The organism is Mesorhizobium sp. KR9-304, assembly GCF_040049215.1.
Lineage (GTDB): Bacteria > Pseudomonadota > Alphaproteobacteria > Rhizobiales > Rhizobiaceae > Mesorhizobium_K.
Window position 1 is genome coordinate 1,255,332 of the sequence record NZ_JBDZDN010000001.1, and the last position, 18,422, is coordinate 1,273,753.

General features: G+C 61.3%; 19 protein-coding genes and 1 pseudogene. 11 read left to right on the forward strand and 9 right to left on the reverse strand.

Annotated elements, in window-relative coordinates:
• Nucleotides 1–124: 124 nt before the first annotated feature.
• Together ABLE71_RS05985 and ABLE71_RS05990 are read right to left on the reverse strand one after the other, a co-directional pair.
• Entirely contained in the window at nt 125–634 is a 510-nt protein-coding gene (locus ABLE71_RS05985) for an Hsp20/alpha crystallin family protein (RefSeq protein ID WP_348782438.1), read from the reverse strand.
• 89 nt (nt 635–723) lie between these two features.
• Nucleotides 724–1,206 (reverse strand): Hsp20 family protein, encoded by a 483-nt coding sequence (locus tag ABLE71_RS05990; RefSeq protein ID WP_348782439.1) that lies wholly within the window; start codon nt 1,204–1,206, stop codon nt 724–726.
• Between the two features lie 581 nt (nt 1,207–1,787).
• On the opposite strand from ABLE71_RS05990, the pseudogene ABLE71_RS05995 reads away from it, so the two are divergent.
• Nucleotides 1,788–2,116 (forward strand): annotated as a pseudogene (locus ABLE71_RS05995) (DUF982 domain-containing protein).
• On the opposite strand, the gene ABLE71_RS06000 reads toward ABLE71_RS05995, so the two are convergent.
• Nucleotides 2,100–2,378, reverse strand: coding sequence for an usg protein (locus ABLE71_RS06000; RefSeq protein WP_348782440.1), 279 nt, complete (start codon nt 2,376–2,378; stop codon nt 2,100–2,102). The pseudogene ABLE71_RS05995 and the gene ABLE71_RS06000 sit on opposite strands and share 17 nt — an antisense overlap.
• A gap of 21 nt (nt 2,379–2,399) precedes the next feature.
• Entirely contained in the window at nt 2,400–2,738 is a 339-nt protein-coding gene (locus ABLE71_RS06005) for a hypothetical protein (protein ID WP_348782441.1), read from the reverse strand.
• Between the two features lie 327 nt (nt 2,739–3,065).
• On the opposite strand from ABLE71_RS06005, the gene ABLE71_RS06010 reads away from it, so the two are divergent.
• The 7 genes from ABLE71_RS06010 (at nt 3,066) to ABLE71_RS06040 (ending at nt 10,322) form a co-directional block, all read left to right on the forward strand.
• A complete protein-coding gene (locus ABLE71_RS06010) occupies nt 3,066–3,380 on the forward strand; it encodes a co-chaperone GroES (protein ID WP_348782442.1) in 315 nt (104 codons plus the stop codon).
• A gap of 53 nt (nt 3,381–3,433) precedes the next feature.
• The gene (groL, locus tag ABLE71_RS06015; RefSeq protein ID WP_348782443.1) at nt 3,434–5,062 is read left to right on the forward strand and encodes a chaperonin GroEL; all 1,629 of its coding nucleotides are present in this window, start codon (nt 3,434–3,436) and stop codon (nt 5,060–5,062) included.
• 357 nt (nt 5,063–5,419) lie between these two features.
• Nucleotides 5,420–5,701 (forward strand): DUF982 domain-containing protein, encoded by a 282-nt coding sequence (locus tag ABLE71_RS06020; protein ID WP_348782444.1) that lies wholly within the window; start codon nt 5,420–5,422, stop codon nt 5,699–5,701.
• Between the two features lie 204 nt (nt 5,702–5,905).
• The gene (locus ABLE71_RS06025) at nt 5,906–7,177 is read left to right on the forward strand and encodes a DegQ family serine endoprotease (RefSeq protein WP_348782445.1); all 1,272 of its coding nucleotides are present in this window, start codon (nt 5,906–5,908) and stop codon (nt 7,175–7,177) included.
• Nucleotides 7,178–7,232: 55 nt separating this feature from the next.
• Nucleotides 7,233–8,444: an NEW3 domain-containing protein gene (locus tag ABLE71_RS06030; protein WP_348782446.1), complete on the forward strand. Its 1,212-nt coding sequence runs from the start codon at nt 7,233–7,235 to the stop codon at nt 8,442–8,444.
• Nucleotides 8,441–9,379 (forward strand): ABC transporter ATP-binding protein, encoded by a 939-nt coding sequence (locus ABLE71_RS06035; protein WP_348782447.1) that lies wholly within the window; start codon nt 8,441–8,443, stop codon nt 9,377–9,379. The genes ABLE71_RS06030 and ABLE71_RS06035 overlap by 4 nt, the downstream gene beginning before the upstream one ends.
• Nucleotides 9,369–10,322 (forward strand): ABC transporter permease, encoded by a 954-nt coding sequence (locus ABLE71_RS06040; RefSeq protein WP_348782448.1) that lies wholly within the window; start codon nt 9,369–9,371, stop codon nt 10,320–10,322. The genes ABLE71_RS06035 and ABLE71_RS06040 overlap by 11 nt, the downstream gene beginning before the upstream one ends.
• Before the next feature lie 876 nt (nt 10,323–11,198).
• On the opposite strand, the gene ABLE71_RS06045 is transcribed toward ABLE71_RS06040, so the two are convergent.
• From ABLE71_RS06045 to ABLE71_RS06065, 5 genes are all read right to left on the reverse strand, one after another.
• On the reverse strand, nt 11,199–12,287 hold the full coding sequence (locus ABLE71_RS06045) for a site-specific integrase (RefSeq protein WP_348782449.1): 1,089 nt from the start codon (nt 12,285–12,287) through the stop codon (nt 11,199–11,201).
• A 76-nt stretch (nt 12,288–12,363) separates the two neighbouring features.
• Complete coding sequence (locus ABLE71_RS06050; protein ID WP_348782450.1) at nt 12,364–12,498, reverse strand: hypothetical protein; 135 nt, start codon at nt 12,496–12,498, stop codon at nt 12,364–12,366.
• 275 nt (nt 12,499–12,773) lie between these two features.
• The gene (locus ABLE71_RS06055; RefSeq protein ID WP_348782451.1) at nt 12,774–13,004 is read right to left on the reverse strand and encodes a hypothetical protein; all 231 of its coding nucleotides are present in this window, start codon (nt 13,002–13,004) and stop codon (nt 12,774–12,776) included.
• Between the two features lie 103 nt (nt 13,005–13,107).
• A complete protein-coding gene (locus ABLE71_RS06060) occupies nt 13,108–14,448 on the reverse strand; it encodes a hypothetical protein (RefSeq protein ID WP_348782452.1) in 1,341 nt (446 codons plus the stop codon).
• Nucleotides 14,449–14,615: 167 nt separating this feature from the next.
• Nucleotides 14,616–15,140, reverse strand: coding sequence for a site-specific integrase (locus ABLE71_RS06065; protein ID WP_348783671.1), 525 nt, complete (start codon nt 15,138–15,140; stop codon nt 14,616–14,618).
• Between the two features lie 382 nt (nt 15,141–15,522).
• Here ABLE71_RS06065 and ABLE71_RS06070 point away from each other — a divergent pair, with 382 nt between their 5' ends.
• The 3 genes from ABLE71_RS06070 to ABLE71_RS06080 all read left to right on the forward strand — a co-directional run bounded on the left by ABLE71_RS06070 (nt 15,523) and on the right by ABLE71_RS06080 (nt 18,304).
• Nucleotides 15,523–16,497, forward strand: a complete 975-nt coding sequence (locus tag ABLE71_RS06070; protein WP_348782453.1) for an amidohydrolase family protein — start codon at nt 15,523–15,525, stop codon at nt 16,495–16,497.
• A 212-nt stretch (nt 16,498–16,709) separates the two neighbouring features.
• Nucleotides 16,710–17,135, forward strand: coding sequence for an Ohr family peroxiredoxin (locus ABLE71_RS06075; RefSeq protein WP_348782454.1), 426 nt, complete (start codon nt 16,710–16,712; stop codon nt 17,133–17,135).
• Between the two features lie 158 nt (nt 17,136–17,293).
• Nucleotides 17,294–18,304, forward strand: a complete 1,011-nt coding sequence (locus ABLE71_RS06080) for an AraC family transcriptional regulator (RefSeq protein ID WP_348782455.1) — start codon at nt 17,294–17,296, stop codon at nt 18,302–18,304.
• Nucleotides 18,305–18,422 lie beyond the last annotated feature (118 nt).

The window sequence follows — 18,422 nt, forward strand, 5'->3', positions numbered from 1 at the left end:
GTGCGGCTCTGCGGTCGCGATCAACGATGCAGCCCCCTAACGCGCGGCAAACTGGCAGCGATCTGCCTAAAAGTCGAAATTGCTAACTGGAGTGTATGAGGCGGCTGGAGCCGCCTCATACCGATCAGCTCTTGATCTCGATGCGCTTGACGTGTGACTGGGCCTTCGCCGTTTTAGGCAAAGTGACGGTCAGCACGCCGTTCTTGAAGGCGGCCGAAACCTTGTCCTCCTCGACATCGTAGCCGAGCGGAACGCGGCGCTCGAAGCGGCCGTAGAAGCGTTCAGAGAACTGGCGATTGTTGTCCTCCGTCTCGGAGCGCTTCTCGCCCTTGAGCGTCAGCACGCCGTCATCGAGTAGGACCTCGATGTCCTTCTCCTCCAGTCCAGGCACCTCTGCCGTGACGCGGATCTCCTTCTCTTCGTCGGAAATTTCCACGCTCGGCCAGTTCCCGCCGAAAGGGGAGAACCTGCCAAGCGACGGCAGTCGGCTGTCGAAGCCGCGAAAAACGTCGTCGAACAGCCGGTTCACCTCACGGTGCAGCGACAGGAATGGATCGCGATCGCCGTCGCGAAAAACGGTTGGAGTCCTGTTGCCTTCTTCTCGGCCCCAGGGGATCAAATCACGTACGCCCATCATCTTTCTCCTTCCGTGTCTTGGGCAAAGCTCCGCTGGCGAGCCGGGCTTGAAGCCCGGCCACCAGTCGAGTTGCTGTCATCGATTGATCAGGCAGCCTGCTTTTCGGCCTCTGCCTTGGTCTTCGTGCTCTCGATCTTCGGCGCGACCTTGCCACCGGCGATCTCGATCCGGCGCGGCTTCATCTCTTCAGGAATCTCGCGCTTGAGATCGATCGTCAGCAGGCCGTTCTTCAGCCCGGCGCCGGTGACCTTCACATGGTCGGCCAACTGGAAGCGGCGCTCGAAGGCGCGCCCGGCGATGCCGCGATGAAGATACTCGCCGGTCTCCTCGCCGGACTTCTGACCCGCCACCATGAGCATGTTCTGCTCCTGGGTCATCGACAGCTCGTTCTCCGCGAAGCCGGCCACCGCCATCGTGATGCGGTAGTCGTCGTCGCCGATCTTCGCGATGTCGTAGGGAGGCCAGTTGTCGACGGTCGTCACCCTGCTCGCATTCTCGAGCAGATCGAAGACGCGGTCGAAGCCAATGCTCGACCGATAGAGCGGTGAAAAGTCGAAAGCGGTTCTCATAGCCATATCCTCCTTGCGTTGAGCAACATGGGTACGAGGAGCGCCAAGAAGGCGGCGCTCCTTGACCATGCCGGCCCACTTTGGCAGCCGGCGCTATCGATCTGGGAATTTGCTCCCACGACGTCAAGAGTAGCAACAAACAAAGTGATAGAGCAGCTTGGAACACACCGTTCTGACCCAGCATTCTCCCGCTGATCGTTCTTCTAGGAAGGAAGCACACAGCTTGAGGTATCGAACCATCACTATGGCGCGAGAGCACGTGATATCGGTGCTCGGGCCGATCGACGAAACCTTGATCGCGGAGGGCTACCGGCGCGTCCCCGGAGGAACCACGCGAGGCGTGGGCGTGGCTCAATGGCGACGAGGCGTTGATCAACCAGGGGCGACCTCTGCCTGGCACGTGTGTGGCTACCTTGATCGATTTGCTGGAAGTTGACGAGGACGAGTGAGTTCCAACGCCTGGAAGATTGTACCAGCCGGAAATCTTGACGCGCGCCAGGCCGCCAACCATCTCGTAAGCGGGTGCCTGTAACCGCCCGATTGCTTGCTCTCAGACTACAATCAGAACAGAGGAGGAAGTGATGAACGATATTCGGTTTCCCGAGCCTGTTGTTCTCAAGTTCCAGGCAACGGGAAAGCGCAGCGTTGCGAGCATTTACGAAGCAATCGAATGCATGGGGCAGCAGTGGCCTCAATGGGCGCGCGGCCGAAGCTGGCGTGCAGCTATCGAATCTGTCGGGACGCCCTCGATGGCTGGCGCAGCGAACGCGAGGCGCGAAAATCCTTTCTGAAGGCCGCCCGCAAGGCCGGTTTGCTCTCGCGGGGATGGCAAGCTTGCTTGAAACCAGGCTTGGCAGGCAATGAGCGCGCAGCACCGCTTTTCCGCAGACCTATCAATGAAGCGCGATGATGCCGTCCACGGCATTCCATTCGGACGGCCTGATCAGCCGATGATGGGCAACGCGGACGGAGTGGAGCGCGCCTTCGAGCTCGCGCTCCCAATAGCCGAGAAAGCCTTGCAGCGAAGGAAAGTGGGGGGCGAGATCGTATTCCTGCCAGACGAAGAGCTCCAGGAGGCTCGGATGGTCAGGCAAGTGATAGTGAATCTCGGCGGTCGTCAGGCCGTAGCCTTCCATCTGCAGCCGGAACTCCCGGCTTACTCGGCTCGCCATGCAAGTCTCCTTTCGCTGAAGCTAGGCATCAAGTCGCTGAGAGTTCTCGTAGTTCCGCGCACCGCTGGCGGTTGTCGGATGCACGTTGTCGAGGCTCACGAGGGCGTCCATGATCTCGTCGAAGGAGATGGGGCTTTCCGCGCCGGGCGGCTGGCGCAACGCCGGCATGGATTCAACCGCGCAGGCGTCCGAGGCCCATGAAGAAAGGATGGCGCGCTTTTCCCGCACATCCAGCGTGCGGTCGGCCAGCACGTCGTCCGGACGCTTGAAGAAGCGCGCCGGCGTCAAAAGCCGGTCGAGGAAAGGGTCCGAGGTTTCGGGCGCAATTGAAGGGATGATCGGGGCTGGCTTCTTGTCCATCGATGGTCCTCCGCTCGCAGATAAACTCCTGTTTGTTGGCGCCGAAATCAGCGCTGTGACGACAGAATTTTGGTGAAATTTTCGCCGAGTTCAAGAGGGCGGATGCCTCGTGCGATCGAAAAAATGCGCTACGATTACAATGCGCTAGCACTCGCCACATGAGAGTGCTAAAATTTTAGCGTGAACCTCTTGAAATGCCAAATTCCGAAAACTAGCTCGAATTGCGCGCGATGCCTGACGAAGGGTCGCAGCGCCCCGCACCGGCCCGACATTGCCGGTCCGGTGTGGAGGAACTTCAAAAATCTGTTTGTCCTGAAGGAGAACGACATGGCGTTCCGTCCATTGCATGACCGCATCCTGGTCCGCCGCATCGAGGCCGATGAGAAAACGGCCGGCGGCATCATCATCCCCGACACCGCCAAGGAAAAACCGCAGCAAGGCGAAGTGATCGCCATCGGCCCCGGCGCGCGCGATGAAAGCGGCAAGCTGGTCGAGCTCGACGTGAAGGTCGGCGACCGCATCCTGTTCGGCAAGTGGTCCGGCACCGAGATCAAGCTCGACAGCGAAGACCTGCTCATCATGAAGGAAAGCGACGTGATGGGCGTCATCGAGGCGCAGGCTGCGCTGAAGAAGGCCGCCTGAGGCTTTGAAAGAAGAGATCAGTCAACGAAAGCTGCCTAAGAAGGAGTGATCCAATGGCTGCCAAGGAAGTCAAATTCCATTCCGACGCGCGCGAGAAGATGCTGCGGGGCGTCGACACACTCGCCAATGCCGTGAAGGTGACGCTGGGGCCCAAGGGCCGCAACGTCGTCATCGACAAGTCGTTCGGCGCGCCCCGCATCACCAAGGACGGCGTGACCGTGGCGAAGGAAATCGAGCTTGAGGACAAGTTCGAGAACATGGGCGCGCAGATGGTGCGTGAAGTCGCCTCCAAGACCAGCGACATTGCCGGCGATGGCACCACCACGGCCACCGTTCTCGCCCAGGCGATCGTCAAGGAAGGCGCCAAGGCCGTGGCGTCGGGCATGAATCCGATGGACCTGAAGCGCGGCATCGACAAAGCCGTGGACGCGGTCGTCGAGGAGCTGAAAAAGAACGCCCGCAAGGTCACAAAGAATGACGAAATCGCCCAGGTCGGCACCATCTCGGCCAATGGCGACGCGGAGATTGGCCGCTTCCTCGCCGAGGCGATGCAGAAGGTCGGCAATGAGGGCGTCATCACCGTCGAGGAGGCCAAGACAGCCAACACCGAGCTCGAGGTGGTCGAAGGCATGCAGTTCGATCGCGGCTATCTATCGCCCTACTTCATCACCAACCAGGACAAGATGCGCGTCGAGCTGGAAGAGCCGTATGTGCTGATCCACGAGAAGAAGCTCTCCAACCTGCAAGCGATGCTTCCGGTCCTCGAGGCCGTTGTGCAGTCGGGCAAGCCACTGCTCATAATCGCTGAGGACGTTGAGGGCGAGGCGCTTGCCACGCTGGTCGTCAACAAGCTGCGCGGCGGGCTCAAGGTCGCAGCCGTCAAGGCGCCGGGCTTCGGCGACCGCCGCAAGGCGATGCTCGAGGACATTGCGATCCTCACCGGCGGCACCGCGATCAGCGAGGATCTCGGCATCAAGCTGGAGAACGTGACGCTGCAGATGCTCGGCCGCGCCAAGAAGGTGGTGATCGAGAAGGAAGATACCACGATCGTCGACGGCGCTGGTCGCAAGGCCGAGATCCAGGGCCGTGTCGCCCAGATCAAGGCGCAGATCGAAGAGACCACGTCCGACTATGACCGTGAGAAGCTACAGGAGCGGCTGGCCAAACTGGCGGGCGGCGTCGCGGTGATCCGCGTTGGCGGCTCGACAGAGGTCGAGGTCAAGGAACGCAAGGACCGGGTCGACGACGCGCTGCATGCAACGCGCGCTGCCGTCGAGGAAGGTATCCTGCCGGGTGGTGGCGTGGCGCTGCTGAGGGCCGCAAAGGCACTGGATAACGTCCAGGTCGACAATGCCGACCAGCGGACGGGTGTCGAGATAGTGCGGCGAGCCATCGAGGCTCCGGCACGCCAGATCGCCGAGAACGCTGGCGCCGAAGGTTCGATCATCGTCGGCAAGCTGCGTGAAAAGTCAGAGTTCGCCCACGGCTGGAACGCCCAGACCAACGAATTCGGCGATCTCTACAAACAGGGCGTGATCGACCCGGCCAAGGTGGTGCGCACCGCCCTGCAGGACGCGGCGTCTGTTGCCGGCCTGCTGGTCACCACCGAGGCGATGGTTGCCGAGAAGCCGAAGAAGGAGGCAGCACCGTCGATGCCGGCAGGCGCGGGCATGGACTTTTAACAAGTTCAAGGCTGGCCCGCTCCGCTGAAGGAGCGGGCCGTCCCCGATCAAGTGAGAGAGCGATCCATGAATGTCGTCGCAAATGTCGGAACCGTTCCCCCGCCGAAGCACCAGGCGGGGGAATTCGTCGCCTATGAGGCCGAGTGCAAGGACGTGTTGAGGCCGGTGCTCGATCTCATGGTCGAGACCGCTGTGAAAGCTGGCTGGCGTCGCAGAACTGTTGCGTCCGCTCTGATGTTTCTTGCGGCCCAGCACGTATCTGCATCGCCAAGCTAACGCGCTTTGGAGATTTTTGCGCCCGCAACGCGGCAACGACCAACCGGCGCCGTTTTCGGCCCAAGAGCCAAGGAGGTATCTATGCTTGCACAGCCATTCGAAAAGCCAGTTCACTTATGGGTCGGACTTGGCTTTCCCCGACAACTCAACACCGTGTTCGACGCCTACCAGTTCGCATCGGAGTGGGGCGGCAACAGTCCTGAGCAACGGGCAGCGACCTGTGCATGCAAAGCCGCGCTTGCCGGTGAGGTAGATCCCGAAACCGCACGGGGTGTTTTCGTCGCGTTTGCGCGAAGTAAGGACATCTTGGTCGAAGATGCGACCATCCCCGTTTGGAGAAAAGAGCAGCCAAGCCACGTCTGAGTGTTCGTGAGCTGGGGCCTCGATGGGGCCTCATCTCAATATCCGGCGGCGACGACCCGATATCGCTCGCCGGAACAAAGGGAAACGAGGAGGATATTCGGGAGTTCGACGATGATCGTTTGCTTGCCAAGGCGGGTGAACCGATTTTTCGCCATTCTGGTTACCGCCATTGTTCTTTTGGTTCCCGGGTGCGGCGTCGCGCCCGTGACGGCACAGACCGCCACCGCGCAGATTGCCGACGCACGGCCTCTCGCCGATGTGCTCGAAGAGGTCACGCCAGCTGTCGTCAACATCGCGGTCACGTCGGGCGCGCCGGCTGAAAACAACCCGCTCTACAACGATCCCTATTTCCGCCGCTTCTTCGACCTGCCTGAGATGCCGCGCCAGTCACCTAGGATGAGCGCAGGCTCCGGTGTCATCGTCGACGCCGTCCAAGGATACGTCATCACCAATCATCACGTCGTCGAAGGCGCCAGCGAAATTGCGGTCACGCTCAAGGATCGCCGTCGTTTCACGGCTGAGCTCGTCGGCAGCGACAAGGCGACCGACATCGCCGTCCTGAAGATCGAAGCAAACAATCTGACCGCGTTGCCGCTCGGCGATCCCGATTCGTTGCGCGTAGGCGATAGCGTGGTCGCCATCGGCAATCCTTTCGGCCTCGGGCAGACGGTGACCTCTGGCATCGTGAGCGCGCTGGGGCGAAGCGGCATCAACATCGAAGGATATGAAGACTTCATCCAGACGGATGCATCGATCAATCCGGGCAATTCCGGTGGCGCGCTGGTAACGACCACCGGCAGTTTGGTCGGCATCAACACCGCGATCATCGCTCCTGCCGGCGGCAATGTCGGCATCGGCTTCGCTGTGCCGGTCGACATGGTCTCGGCGGTGATGAAGCAGATCATCGAGCATGGCGAGGTGCGTCGCGGGCGCATCGGCGTCTCGATTCAGGATTTGACACCTGATCTAGCCGAGGCGCTCGGAATTTCGCAAGCCTACGGCGCGGTGGTCGGAAGCGTGGAAGACAACTCGCCCGCCGCTGCCGCCGGCCTCCAGGCCGGCGACGTGATCGTCAGCGTCGACGGAAGCCAAATTTCAGGTTCGGCCGACTTGCGCAACCGCGTCGGCCTTGCGCCGCTCCGGTCCGAGATCGAAATCGGTTATCTGCGCGACGGCACGCGCCGCACAGTGAAGATGAGTGTTGAAGCCGAGCCCGGTACTTCTGCCGCGGCAATGCCGGACAGGCTTGCAGGCGCTACGTTCCAAGACGGTTCTGAAGGTGTCGTCGTGACGGAGGTTGAGCCGGACAGCCCAGCGGCGCAGGCGGGATTGCGCACGGGCGATGTCATCGCGGCCGTCAACCGCACTCCGGTCTCATCCGCATCCGAACTGGCGCAAGCGGTCCGCAACGCCAAAGGGACGCTCGCGCTCGCACTTTTCCGCGGCGGTGCGCGGTTCTTCCTGGTGATCCGATAGGGAGTGATCGGCACTGCGCGTCTATGCAACAGCAACCAAGACAAGGGAGATGAGAATGAAAAAATCCTTTTCAACGATAGTAGCTGCAGGCCTTGCCACCGTGCTTTTGACACCGCTGCCCGTGACAGCTCAACAGGCAGCCAGTCAGGCTGGGCAGGCTGGCCAACCTGCAGAGCTTTCGGGGTTCTGGCTGACCACGCCCTACCCGGAACTGGCGATCAAACCCGGCGAAACGGAATCGATCTCGCTTTCGCTGCGCAACGAAAAGCTGCCACCGCAACGCGCTGCGATAGAGATCTCTGGGGTGCCGCAGGACTGGGACTGGGCGCTCAAGGGGGGCGGCAAGGAAGTGTCGGCGGCAATCGTAGGACCTGATTCCACGGAACGCCTCACGCTCGAACTCACGCCGCCGGTCGAAGCCGCCGCAGACAAGTCCTATCCAATCGAGGTGCGGGCCCGCACGGGTGCGGAAACCGTGACGCTGCCCATGACAGTGCGGCTCTCGGAGGAAGAGACGACTAACGCCGCCTTGAAACTCGAGCCGGAGCTGCCCGCCCTGCGAGGCACAGCTCGCTCGACCTTCTCCTTCAAGGTGAACGTCACCAACGACAGCGGCGAAGATGGCCTTTTCAACCTGGCAGCCGACGTCCCGGCGGGCTTCCAGACCCGCTTCAAGAAGGGTTACGGGTCCGAAGAAATCACCGGTCTTCCGATCGCCGCCGACGCATCGGAGACCGTGACAATCGAGGTTGTGCCGTCCCGCGCAACGCCGGCCGGCCAATATCCGGTCAACTTCCAGGTTACCGGAGGCAACCAGAGCGCATCGACCGAGCTCAGTCTCGATGTCACCGGCGAGCCGCAGGTGGCGATCGTCGGGCCGCAAGAACGGCTGTCCGGCGAAGCCGAAGCCGGCAAGGAGACGAGTTTTACGTTCACTCTTGTCAACAACGGCAGCTCCCCGGCCACTGACCTGGAATTGTCCGCGACCCCACCGTCGGACTGGTCCGTCGAATTCGATCCCAAGGAGATGGCGACGCTTGCGCCCAACGCCGCCAGCGAGGTCGCCGTCAAGATCAAGCCGTCAGAGCGCGCAATAGCCGGCGATTACATGGTCGATGTGCGGGCCGCTGGCGGTTCGGTGTCGGAGGAGGTTCAGTTCCGGACCACGGTGAGAACCTCGACGACGTGGGGTATCGCCGGTCTCGGCGTCATTGCCGCCGCGGTCCTTGTTCTTGGTGGCGCTGTGATGAGGTATGGCCGGCGATGAGCACGACAGTCATAGAGGCAAAAGGCCTCGCGAAGCACTATGGGCCAACCGTTGCCGTCGCCGGTATCGACCTCGCGGTGCAAGCCGGAGAAGTGATTGGGCTGCTTGGTCCTAACGGCGCCGGTAAGACCACCACCATCCTTATGCTGCTCGGCTTGACTGAGCCCAGCGAGGGCAGCGTCCGCATCCTCGGCAAAGACCCGTTGCGCCAGCCACTCCAGGTGAAGCGTGAGGCTGGCTATCTGCCCGATGCGATCGGCTTTTACGACAGCATGACCGGGAGGGAGAATCTCGCCTACACGGCAAGGCTCGCGGGTCTGTCGCGCGAGCTTGCACGCGAGCGCATTGCCGCTGCGCTCGACAAGGTGCGTCTGGCGAACGTGGCCGATCGGCCCGCCGGCACATATTCGCGCGGCATGCGACAACGGCTCGGGATTGCCGAGCTCCTGATGCGCGACTGCCGGGTGGCGATCCTCGACGAGCCGACGTCAGGTCTGGATCCACAATCCACGCAGGAATTGCTCGACTTGATCCAGCAGTTGAGCAGCGACGGCATGACCATCCTGCTGTCATCGCACATGCTCGACGTTGTGCAGTCGATCTGCCACCGGGTCGCGCTGTTCAACAGGGGCCGCATCGGTTTCCTTGGCACGATCGAGGAACTGGCCGCCAGAATTGGAGGCGGCGCCTTCATCGTCGACGTCGAGGCGGAAGGGATCGACCTCGCCGGAATTGCTGCTGCCGCGGAAGGGGTGAAATCGGTCAGCGCGCCCACAAGGGGATTCTGGCAGATCGAGGCGACCCGCGACGTGCGCCCCGAGCTGGCGCGACTGGTTGTCGAAGCGGGAGGCTCGCTGAAAAATCTCAACCTGCGTCGGGCGCGGCTGGACGAAGCCTACAACAGATATTTCAGGGAGGTTGCCAATGCGGCGTGAGGGTTCCCCGCTCAAAGGCGTCGCCACAGTAGCGCTCAAGGAGGCCGCCGACCACATGACAAGTGCCCGCATGCATTTGATGATGTTGCTCGTTCTTCTGACGGCGATCGGCGCAGTTTACGGCGCCATTGGACGCATACAGGATACCACGGCGGAGGATGCCTACCTGTTCCTCAAGCTGTTTACGGTGGCGCGCGAGCCGTTGCCTTCTTTCGCGACCTTCGTGGGCTTTCTGCTGCCTTTGGTGGCGATCGCACTCGGCTTCGATGCCATCAACGGCGAATATTCGCGCCGCACCATGAGCCGGCTGCTCGCCCAGCCGATCTACCGGGATGCCGTTCTCTTCGGCAAGTTCCTGGGCGGACTGCTGGTCATCGCCATCGCGCTGCTGACGCTCTGGCTGTTGATGACCGGGCTCGGCATCCTTTTCCTCGGCCTTCCGCCCTCAGGTGCGGACATCGTGCGTGGTCTGGCCTATCTGGCCGCGACGCTCGCCTATGGCGGCGTGTGGCTCGCGCTGGCCATCGCCTTCTCGACCGTAATCCGTTCGCCGGCCACCTCGGCGCTTGCGGCCCTGTCGGCCTGGCTGGTGCTGACGGTCTTTTGGGGCATGATCGCACCGTTGATTGCCGGCGCCATCGTGCCGATCGATCCGCTCAACCCGATGACCGTGCTTACCCAGTTCGAATGGCAGCAGTCGATCGCCCGCATCTCCCCGCAGACGCTATACGGCGAGGTGACCGCCATGCTGCTCGATCCGGCGGCGCGATCCGTCGGCCCGCTGTTTTACGATCAACTCGAAGGCGCGGTCATAGGAGCTCCGCTGCCGACGGCGCAAAGCCTGCTTATTGTCTGGCCACAGATCTCCGGTCTGATCGCAGCGATGCTCATCTTGTTCACGGTCGCCTATGTCGTCTACCAGCGGCAGGAGGTGCGGGCATGATTGCCAGCCGGTTGCGCGAGTGTTTGAAGACGCTGAGATGGGATGCTTGGGATCTTGCGGAAGTTCTCTCCCGCGAAAGAAGAGAAGCAGAGGCATGGCTCGATGGGCGAGCGAGGGTTCCGCTCACGGTCGCTGCCTGGCTTGAGGCATTGGTGAGGGCGCATCAGACTTTGCCGCCCCCACCGCTCTCCAGCGAGGTCAAGACGCCGATTGAGGCCGCGGATGCAAGTCTTACCATTGAAAGCGGGGAGGCCTGTCGGCGTGTGCCTGCGGCACACGGATTCTGTCCACGCCGCACTCGCCGCGAACCAGTCAAGCGCCCGGCCGCCAGCGCGATGAAAAGAGCAGCAAGGATCACACCCGCTTTAGGAAACCGGTCGACATCCTTGTGGGATGCGGTTTTCCCAGAAGGTCGAATGCGCGATGGAGGCTTGCATCCTTCTTGAGGACTGGCCGGCGGCGATCGCAATAGAGCACATTCGGTCGCGCTCAACGCTGCAAAGCCGCGATCGCTGGCCTCATCGATTCGGAAACGGCGCGCGCGACTTTCATTGCCTTTGCAGAAAGGGGCGGAACCCTCATCTCAAGCCAGGTACCCACTGTGTCGCTGGAACGTCTTACGACTCATGTTGCCCTTTAAGTCTGGTCCCCGAGTTCTTTCAGTACGCCGAACCAAATGGCGCCACCGTTGTAACGCGATCGTCGGTCAGCTTTTGGAGACCGGGAAGGCTGTCTCAATGACCGATATGAGGCGCAAAGCCGACGTTGGTGTTACCCCGGTGTTACCCAGTCAATACAACCGACGCTCAACGCATGAGAATGTGTGGGTATCAACCCTGCGACTCCCGCCTTTCGCAGGCAGAGGTCAGGGTTTGTCTACAGGATTCCTCTGACTTTCAGCATCATCTCGCGCCCGATCCGCAAGGCTACGGCGTCATCCTCCCCGGCGTGGACGGCGGCCCGGATGAGTTCCTTCTGCCGATACGTCGGCAATTCGCCATAGCTCTTCAATGTGGTCAGCACGCCATCGTGACCCAGATTTTGTGACCACGCCTTCAAGTCCGCCGGCCCCAGTCGCAACTCATAGGCCAGTCGCACGAGCGTCTTACGAAACGAATGGGGATTGAACGATGGAAGCCCAGCCCGCGCGAACGACTCCTTGAACACGTCGCGGATCGGACCTGCACCAGTCCAGCACCTTTTCTCGAAACCTTCCCGAACGAAATTCCCGTCATCCGCGACTGTGATCTTCGCGGGCGGAAACAATGGGTGTTCCGGCCCGAACCCATGCTCGCACCGAAGCTCGGCGATCCAGTCGCGGACGATGGATTCTACGTCCTCCCCGACCGGGAAAAAGAACGTCGGGAAGGTCTTGGCAAATTTCGTGCCGATCTCCCGTCCGTCCTGGAAGAACTCGCGCTCATCGAGGTCGACATGCTTCAACTTGGCCGAGGCAATAGCGTTGTCGCGAGCGCCGGTGAGGATCGTGAAGGCGACCAGCGCCCGGTTGCGCCTGTCGACTGGCGTCTCATCCGGCATCGCCGCTAGTGCTGCGCGAATCTGTTCCAGGTTCGGCACGCGCCGCTCGCGCGTCGCCTTGGCGGCAGTCACGTCCTTTAGAGCCATCTTGAAGTAGTCGGCGGCATCATAGCGCAAGCGGCCCTTGAACCCCGGCTGTCCGGCGAGCCAGAAAAAGAAATCCTTGAGCGCCGTCAGCGTCGAATAGATCGTCGCCTTGCTCAGCCTCTCGCCCGTCCGCACGTTGTTCTGCTCGGCCAGATGCCGCTTGAACGCAATGGCCTGCTCTTCTCGATAATCCCGGAAGTCGCGACGCTTAGTATACGTCTCGAAGCGGTCCATCGCCTTGTCGATCGTGTCGATCGACTGCTCGTCGAGCTGCCGCGCTTCCTTGAGATAAATGCGATAGGTGCGCTTCACCCGCTCGTTTTTCGGATTGATCTTCATCGGTCCGTTCCGTCCTTGTCCAAGTCACAATTCACGCTGGGGACGATAGTCCCCCCTAGGCGTTCATGTGGCTTCGTCACGCTGCTGCCGACTTCGCCCGGAAATCTGCCAGCCGCGTCGCGCCGGCACGCTGATTGAGCAGCCGCCCGCAGTCGGGACAGATGGCCGTCACCTTCCAGACCTTGGTGTTGATCTTAAAGATGTCCACCATGTCGCCCGCCGGCCGTTGGGGCTTCCGGCACGATACACAGTAGAGTTCGCCCGGCCCGCACGGCCGCTTGCAGGCTGCCCGCCGAGAGGCGTGGAAAACATTCAGTACGCTTCCCAAGATCAGCGTAGGCCTGCCGTCGTCGATCGGCGTCAAGCCCTGCCTGAGCCAGTGCCGGACCGTATTGCGATGGCAGCCGTACAACCTCGCGACCTCGGCAACGTCGTAGGTCCGAAGCGACTTCGCCAGCCGAGGACTGGGTTGCCTCCCCCTCATCGCTACACCGCCACGGAAGTCGACCGGCGCGGAGCGCCGAGACGAGATTCAGCCCAGCGGTCGAGGTCGCCTTGGGTGTAGAGCGGGAAGCGGCCGGCCTTGCGATAGATTGGCCCACCGCCGATAACAGCGAGCTTGGCTAGCCACTTTGAAGAGCACGGCATGCCCCAATTCTCGCGGACATACTGCGCGGCGGCAGCGCGGCGGAAATAGCGTATATTGGGTGCGGTCAACTTGCATCTCCTGTCGGTTGGCCGGCGTTTCCGGCGGTTGACGGAGATGCTTTGTCAGTCGTGCCGCCCACGAAAAACCGGGCACGAAATTGCCCACGGTCGTTTATTTCGTGGCTTTGAGGCGGCGGTACTCGTTTCGAATGTTGTTTTCAAGAGTGCCGGTCTTGGGCGGCGCGTGCTTAGGATGCGCGCTTCGGAGCCAAGCGATCAGCACCTCCGCCTGCTCCCGTAGTGATGGGGACAACTCACCGGCGATTGCGAGACGTTTCAATTCGTCCTCGATCAGATGCCTCGAAAGCGCCGGCCGTCCCGGGAGTCCGGTCGCGGTCTCTGGCGTCATCGCGAATGGCCACAGTTTACCGACGTCGGCTTTCTCAACCGACAGACGCCGCCAACGGGTGCCGCTCCGATCGACAAGCGCGTCGTCAAAGCCTTTGCGCCAGTAATCTTCATTCACATACGGATAGCAGCGCAGCACAAGTTCGTCGGAGAGAATCATCTCAAGTGTAGGCTCCGCGTAAGGATAGTCGACCGATAGGCCGACGACGAGGTGAGTTGGAACTGGCTTGGTCTCGTGCCCTTCAACGCCAACAAGCTTGACTGCACCCGATGCAATGGCCGCGAGCAGGTTCGTGTATGCCGGCCGCCACACCTCGACTTCGGCCGGATCGATCTCGACCTTGCCGCCCTCGGTGGCGATCCATTGCGCGGCGCAAAACAGCGGCATGTAGCCGTACCCAATCGGCAGGATAGTAGGCGGCAGGACGTACTTCGGCCTTTCCTGTCGCCGCCAAAAACCGCGCAGCGGCTTGGATGGAATTAGCACTTCCCGGTACCCTTCACTCAGCAAGCCTCGACGAACTTCGTCCGTCTCGTCCGTGGCTTCCACGGGTACCAGTTCATGCCAATCCAACGCCGATATCTCGACACGCCGGCCGGTTTCTGTGTCGATGCCGGTCGCCGTGAAGAACCCTTCGCGCAGCGCCATCCACAAGGCTTCGCGAGCAGCCTTGACCGGCATGGCGAGTTTCTTGTCGTCGGTGACGTCATCATGAATTGAGCTGAGACTGAGCAGCGACAGTGTCGGCTTGTGGCGCTGTTCAAGGTGCCAACCTTCGTGAACCGGTCCGTCGAATCCCACGCGCCAGCGTTGCCAGCGCCAATCGAAACACTCGGATCGATATGGTAGCGACCATTCCCGCACCTCGTCGAGGTCAAGGTAGGCAATCCAAGCCACCGCCATCGGCAGCGTCCAATACGCGAGGAGTTCGGGGCGATGTCGGTCCGGTCCCGGCTTGTCTGACAGACTATCCAAGCCTAGCCGTATCGCATGGACGTCGGCTTCTTCGCCGGTGATCTCGCCATACTTGGCGCGGCGAAACAGCTCGTCCTTGAGTGCTTGGGCATCAGCCCCTGTTCTGGAACGGCCGTTGTTCTCGTCCACGGTTGCCCACATAAGGAACGGTATGTCAGCGTAAGCGGAAGAAATCGAATCACCGGTATTATGGGCAATGAAATGTGGTCGCGCGAATCGCAAGCTAGGGGTCGGTGGGCCTACAGTCGATTGGATCGGCAAGCAGGTCGTGGTGAACCGTCACCGCGATCGGTTCCTTAAGTGTTTCGAGCGGGCCGGTTTAGGTGAACCACCGTCCCCGATGTTTTGCCCGATAGAGCGGCGTGAACGGTCTTGGCAATCCCGTCGGCTGCCTGCCTGACCGGATCGTCGGCAAGGTGGGCATATCTGCTCGTCGTCTTCACGTCGGCATGGCCGAGGATGGCACCGATCACCGGCAGCGCGTCGCCGCGCGCCAGACCGACCGACGCAAAGCTGTGGCGTAGATCGTGAAGTCTAAGCTTGGGAAGACCGCCGTCAGCGCGCACCTTACGCCAGACCCGCTCGACGCCTTGGAACCTGCCCTCCCCACTTGACGCGGGGAACACGAACGGGCTGCTATCGATGAGGGTCACGCCGGAAAGAACTTCGACGGCAGGAGCGCCGATCGGAATGACCTTCGCCCCCGTTTTGGAATCTCCGAGCCTCAGATAGCCGCGCCCGAGGTCGACTTCCGACCAACGCAATCCTGCGATCTCGCTCTTGCGCGCGCCGGTGAATGCCAAAAGACGGATGATGGCAATCGCCGAAGGGTTTGCGCCGGGTGCGCCAACAAAACTTTGATTTTGTTAGAGAAATTTCATGAGTGTCGGTCGGACGGTTTGGAGCCGCCGCTCCGGCCGGCCGATCCCAAACCGGGAAGTACCTCAGGGTGCTCATCGCTGTAACGGCTCGTCTTCATCGGAGTCTCCTGTGACAAATTCCAGCCCAGCGAGGGCACTTCAGGCCAAGGCCAATCAACGTCTTCGGCGTCGAGTCCGAACGTTCACATGTATTTGCAACTCTTAACTCGCGCCGCGGCCGGCGGACACGAAAGATGCCCGCGTTCATGCCGACGCGAGCTCCCCATACCGTCAAAACGGGTTTGAGGGGCCGTCGAGCGGCAGTGACCCAGAGGAGCCCTAAATGAAGATCGACGTTCACGCCCACTTGTATCCCGTCGCCTACCTGGATTTGCTGGACGGCTTCGGCGGCACAGGCGTCGGCACCACAATCGCGCGCGGTCTCCACGCCGACCAGACGCCCGATGATCTCGACCGACGTTTGGCGATGATGAACAAGGCGGGCGTTGACGTTCAGGTCTTGTCCGTCTCGCCCCAGGATCCTTACTTTTCCAGCTTGGATAAAAGCGTGGAAGCGGCGCGCCTGGCCAACGGCATACTCGCAGGCTTGGTGACGCTAGGTCGAGGCCGCTTTGCCGCATTCGCATCCTTGCCGCTGCCGCATATCGACGCCGCAATCGCCGAGACGGAGCGCTGCCTCGACGAATTGGGGATGATCGGCGTTACGGTTTCAACGACCATCTTGGGCAAGCCATTGGCCGACTCCCAGTTCGATGGTTTGTTCTCTGAACTCGACCGCCGTGAGGCCGTCGTGTTCATCCACCCCTCTGGCGTGAGCCTTGCTTCCAGCATCGTCACAAACGCGCATCTCGACGGGCCGATCGGCTCCCCGTTCGAGGATACGGTCTGCGCCCTCCAGCTTATTCAGGCGCGAGTTCCCGAGCGTTTTCCCGGGATAAAGTTCATTTCGTCGCACCTGGGCGGATGCCTCCCATTCCTGATGAAGCGCATAGATGTGCAGGCCCGCGTTTTCATGCCTGGCCCGGCGCTGCCGAGCGCGGAAGCGAAGCGTTTCTGGTACGATACCGTAAACGCACATCCCGCGGCGCTTCGGTGCGCGTGCGAAACATTCGGGGCCGACCGCCTTCTGCTCGGGACCGATACGCCTTATTGGCAGGACAACCTCTACCAACTTGCCGTCGACTACATTCGCCAGTCGGGCCTCTCCGCGCAGGATGCGGAAAGAATCTATCACGAAAACGCCATGGCTCTGTTTGGCGCAAAGCTTTCACGCGCCCTCACATCATCGGCCGCCTAAACTACTGAGAGTGGTGACCCGAGCCCCTGGGCCCCCAGGACAAATGCATGCAATTCGACTTGATGCCGCCAGTTTCGCGGGAATCGATCCATCGATGGCGGCAGGATCAGCGGCGCAATCTGGCGTGACGCGAGCCGGCTACGATTTGGATCGAACAGGCCCCGTGAGGCCGCGAACGGGAAATCCAATCCGTTCACCAAGGAAGCAATCTCATGGACATTCTCTACTCGACCAAGGTCACCGCGGCCGGCGGCCGCCACGGTAGAATCCGCAGCGAGGATGGCATCCTCGATCTCGACTTCGCCGTACCGACCGAATTGGGTGGGCCAGGCGGCGCCACGAATTCAGTGCAGCTCCTGGCAGGCGGTTACGCCGCGTGCTTCGGCGATTCCCTGCTTCGCGTCGCCCTGCAATTGGGACACCGGTTCACCGCCGGCGACCTGACGGTGGTCGCCGAAATCGGACTGAGTTGCACCGAGCCGGAGGTCTTTGTGCTGCACGCCAGCCTCGCCGTCACCATCGCCGGCGTCGACCAGACGACGGCCGAGACGCTGGTCGCCAAGGCTGACGCAATCTGCCCCTACACATATGCCCTTCGGGGAAACATCGATATCGTCAAGACGGTGACTGCGCGGTAATCTAACCCCCCCCCCTCGACCCTGCTGATTCATCGTTCTCCCGGTCGCGACCAAAGGATACCGGACGTGAGGCTGGCCGATCACCGAATGCCAGGATGTCGAGCGAGTAGAAAGGATAACTCACCAAGGCACAGACGCTGCAATTCTTGAACGCCTAGGTGTTTAATGCCATCATTCCTCGCAAATCCGGGATGATGCAAGTCGAGGGCGTCTCAATGGGCGAAGTCCCCCTCACTGGAAGTCAAACCATCAGAAGGCGCGCCTACGGCTCGCAATTGGGCGAACCCTTCGGTTTGCTGAAGCCTCTCAGCCACGTCAACCGCACGTTGAATCGAGGCGCGCTCGCTGTCACGGAGTTGCAGGCCCAAGCGCTGCCGCAGGATCCAACACCGTCTTTCGGCTACGACGATGCCTATCTGGTGATTGTAAACCTCAGGCATATGGAGCTGGAGCTTTGGCTGAACGATAGTTTCCGCTCGACCGGCGCTTTGCTTGAGGGAAAGACCTACATTTCCGATCTGAGACCGGAACCGCGGGTACTCATACGGAATCCTTTCCACACCGTAAATTTCTACATGCCCATCCCGACCCTCAAGGCGTATGCCGAGCAGAACGACATGCCGGTCTTTACGGATTTTCCTCAACCTCCCAATGTTGGCCAGGACGATCCGGTGATGCGCAAACTTGCCGGGGCGGCCTTGGCCGCATTTGCCCATCGCCACCAAGCGAGCGAACTGTTGCTCGACACGATCCTCGATGCCGTCTGCATCAACGTGCTAGGGCGATATGCCGGCGGCAACCGCAATGCCCCCATCAGGTCCCGTGGTCTGACCCCGTGGCAGGAGCGTCGCGCCAAGGAACTCATCGACCAACGTCTGGACGTGTCGTTGTCGGAACTCGCCCACGAATGTGGCCTTTCCGTTGCCCATTTCGGTCGAGCTTTCAAGCGCTCCACCGGGCTTGCACCGCATCAGTGGCAACTTCGCCGTCGCACGAAGCAGGCACAGGCACTGCTGACGAGCACGACGCTCTCAATCGCTGAGGTTGCTCTTGCGTGCGGGTTTTCGAGCCAAAGCCATTTCGCCACCGCCTTCAAGGCGAATACCGGCGTAAGCCCTGGGCGCTGGCGTCGGTCGGGCCTCCGGGAAACGGGGCCGGAGTCTGATTGACGTCCAACGTGGAGCATGGCTCTCTGCGAAGACCCAGAACCGGGTGAAGTCATATTTTCGCAATCGGCGCAGGGTTTTCGGAAGACAGGTCTGTCGCTCCCTCCAACATGCCCGTCAG

Bases quoted from the DNA above. Each gene is read 5' to 3' on its own strand.
- ABLE71_RS05985 (WP_348782438.1), bottom strand. From the start codon at position 634: ATGGGCGTACGTGATTTGATCCCCTGGGGCCGAGAAGAAGGCAACAGG.
- ABLE71_RS05990 (WP_348782439.1), bottom strand. From the start codon at position 1,206: ATGAGAACCGCTTTCGACTTTTCACCGCTCTATCGGTCGAGCATTGGC.
- ABLE71_RS06000 (WP_348782440.1), bottom strand. From the start codon at position 2,378: ATGGCGAGCCGAGTAAGCCGGGAGTTCCGGCTGCAGATGGAAGGCTAC.
- ABLE71_RS06005 (WP_348782441.1), bottom strand. From the start codon at position 2,738: ATGGACAAGAAGCCAGCCCCGATCATCCCTTCAATTGCGCCCGAAACC.
- ABLE71_RS06010 (WP_348782442.1), top strand. From the start codon at position 3,066: ATGGCGTTCCGTCCATTGCATGACCGCATCCTGGTCCGCCGCATCGAG.
- groL (WP_348782443.1), top strand. From the start codon at position 3,434: ATGGCTGCCAAGGAAGTCAAATTCCATTCCGACGCGCGCGAGAAGATG.
- ABLE71_RS06020 (WP_348782444.1), top strand. From the start codon at position 5,420: ATGCTTGCACAGCCATTCGAAAAGCCAGTTCACTTATGGGTCGGACTT.
- ABLE71_RS06030 (WP_348782446.1), top strand. From the start codon at position 7,233: ATGAAAAAATCCTTTTCAACGATAGTAGCTGCAGGCCTTGCCACCGTG.
- ABLE71_RS06035 (WP_348782447.1), top strand. From the start codon at position 8,441: ATGAGCACGACAGTCATAGAGGCAAAAGGCCTCGCGAAGCACTATGGG.
- ABLE71_RS06040 (WP_348782448.1), top strand. From the start codon at position 9,369: ATGCGGCGTGAGGGTTCCCCGCTCAAAGGCGTCGCCACAGTAGCGCTC.
- ABLE71_RS06045 (WP_348782449.1), bottom strand. From the start codon at position 12,287: ATGAAGATCAATCCGAAAAACGAGCGGGTGAAGCGCACCTATCGCATT.
- ABLE71_RS06050 (WP_348782450.1), bottom strand. From the start codon at position 12,498: ATGGTGGACATCTTTAAGATCAACACCAAGGTCTGGAAGGTGACGGCC.
- ABLE71_RS06070 (WP_348782453.1), top strand. From the start codon at position 15,523: ATGAAGATCGACGTTCACGCCCACTTGTATCCCGTCGCCTACCTGGAT.
- ABLE71_RS06075 (WP_348782454.1), top strand. From the start codon at position 16,710: ATGGACATTCTCTACTCGACCAAGGTCACCGCGGCCGGCGGCCGCCAC.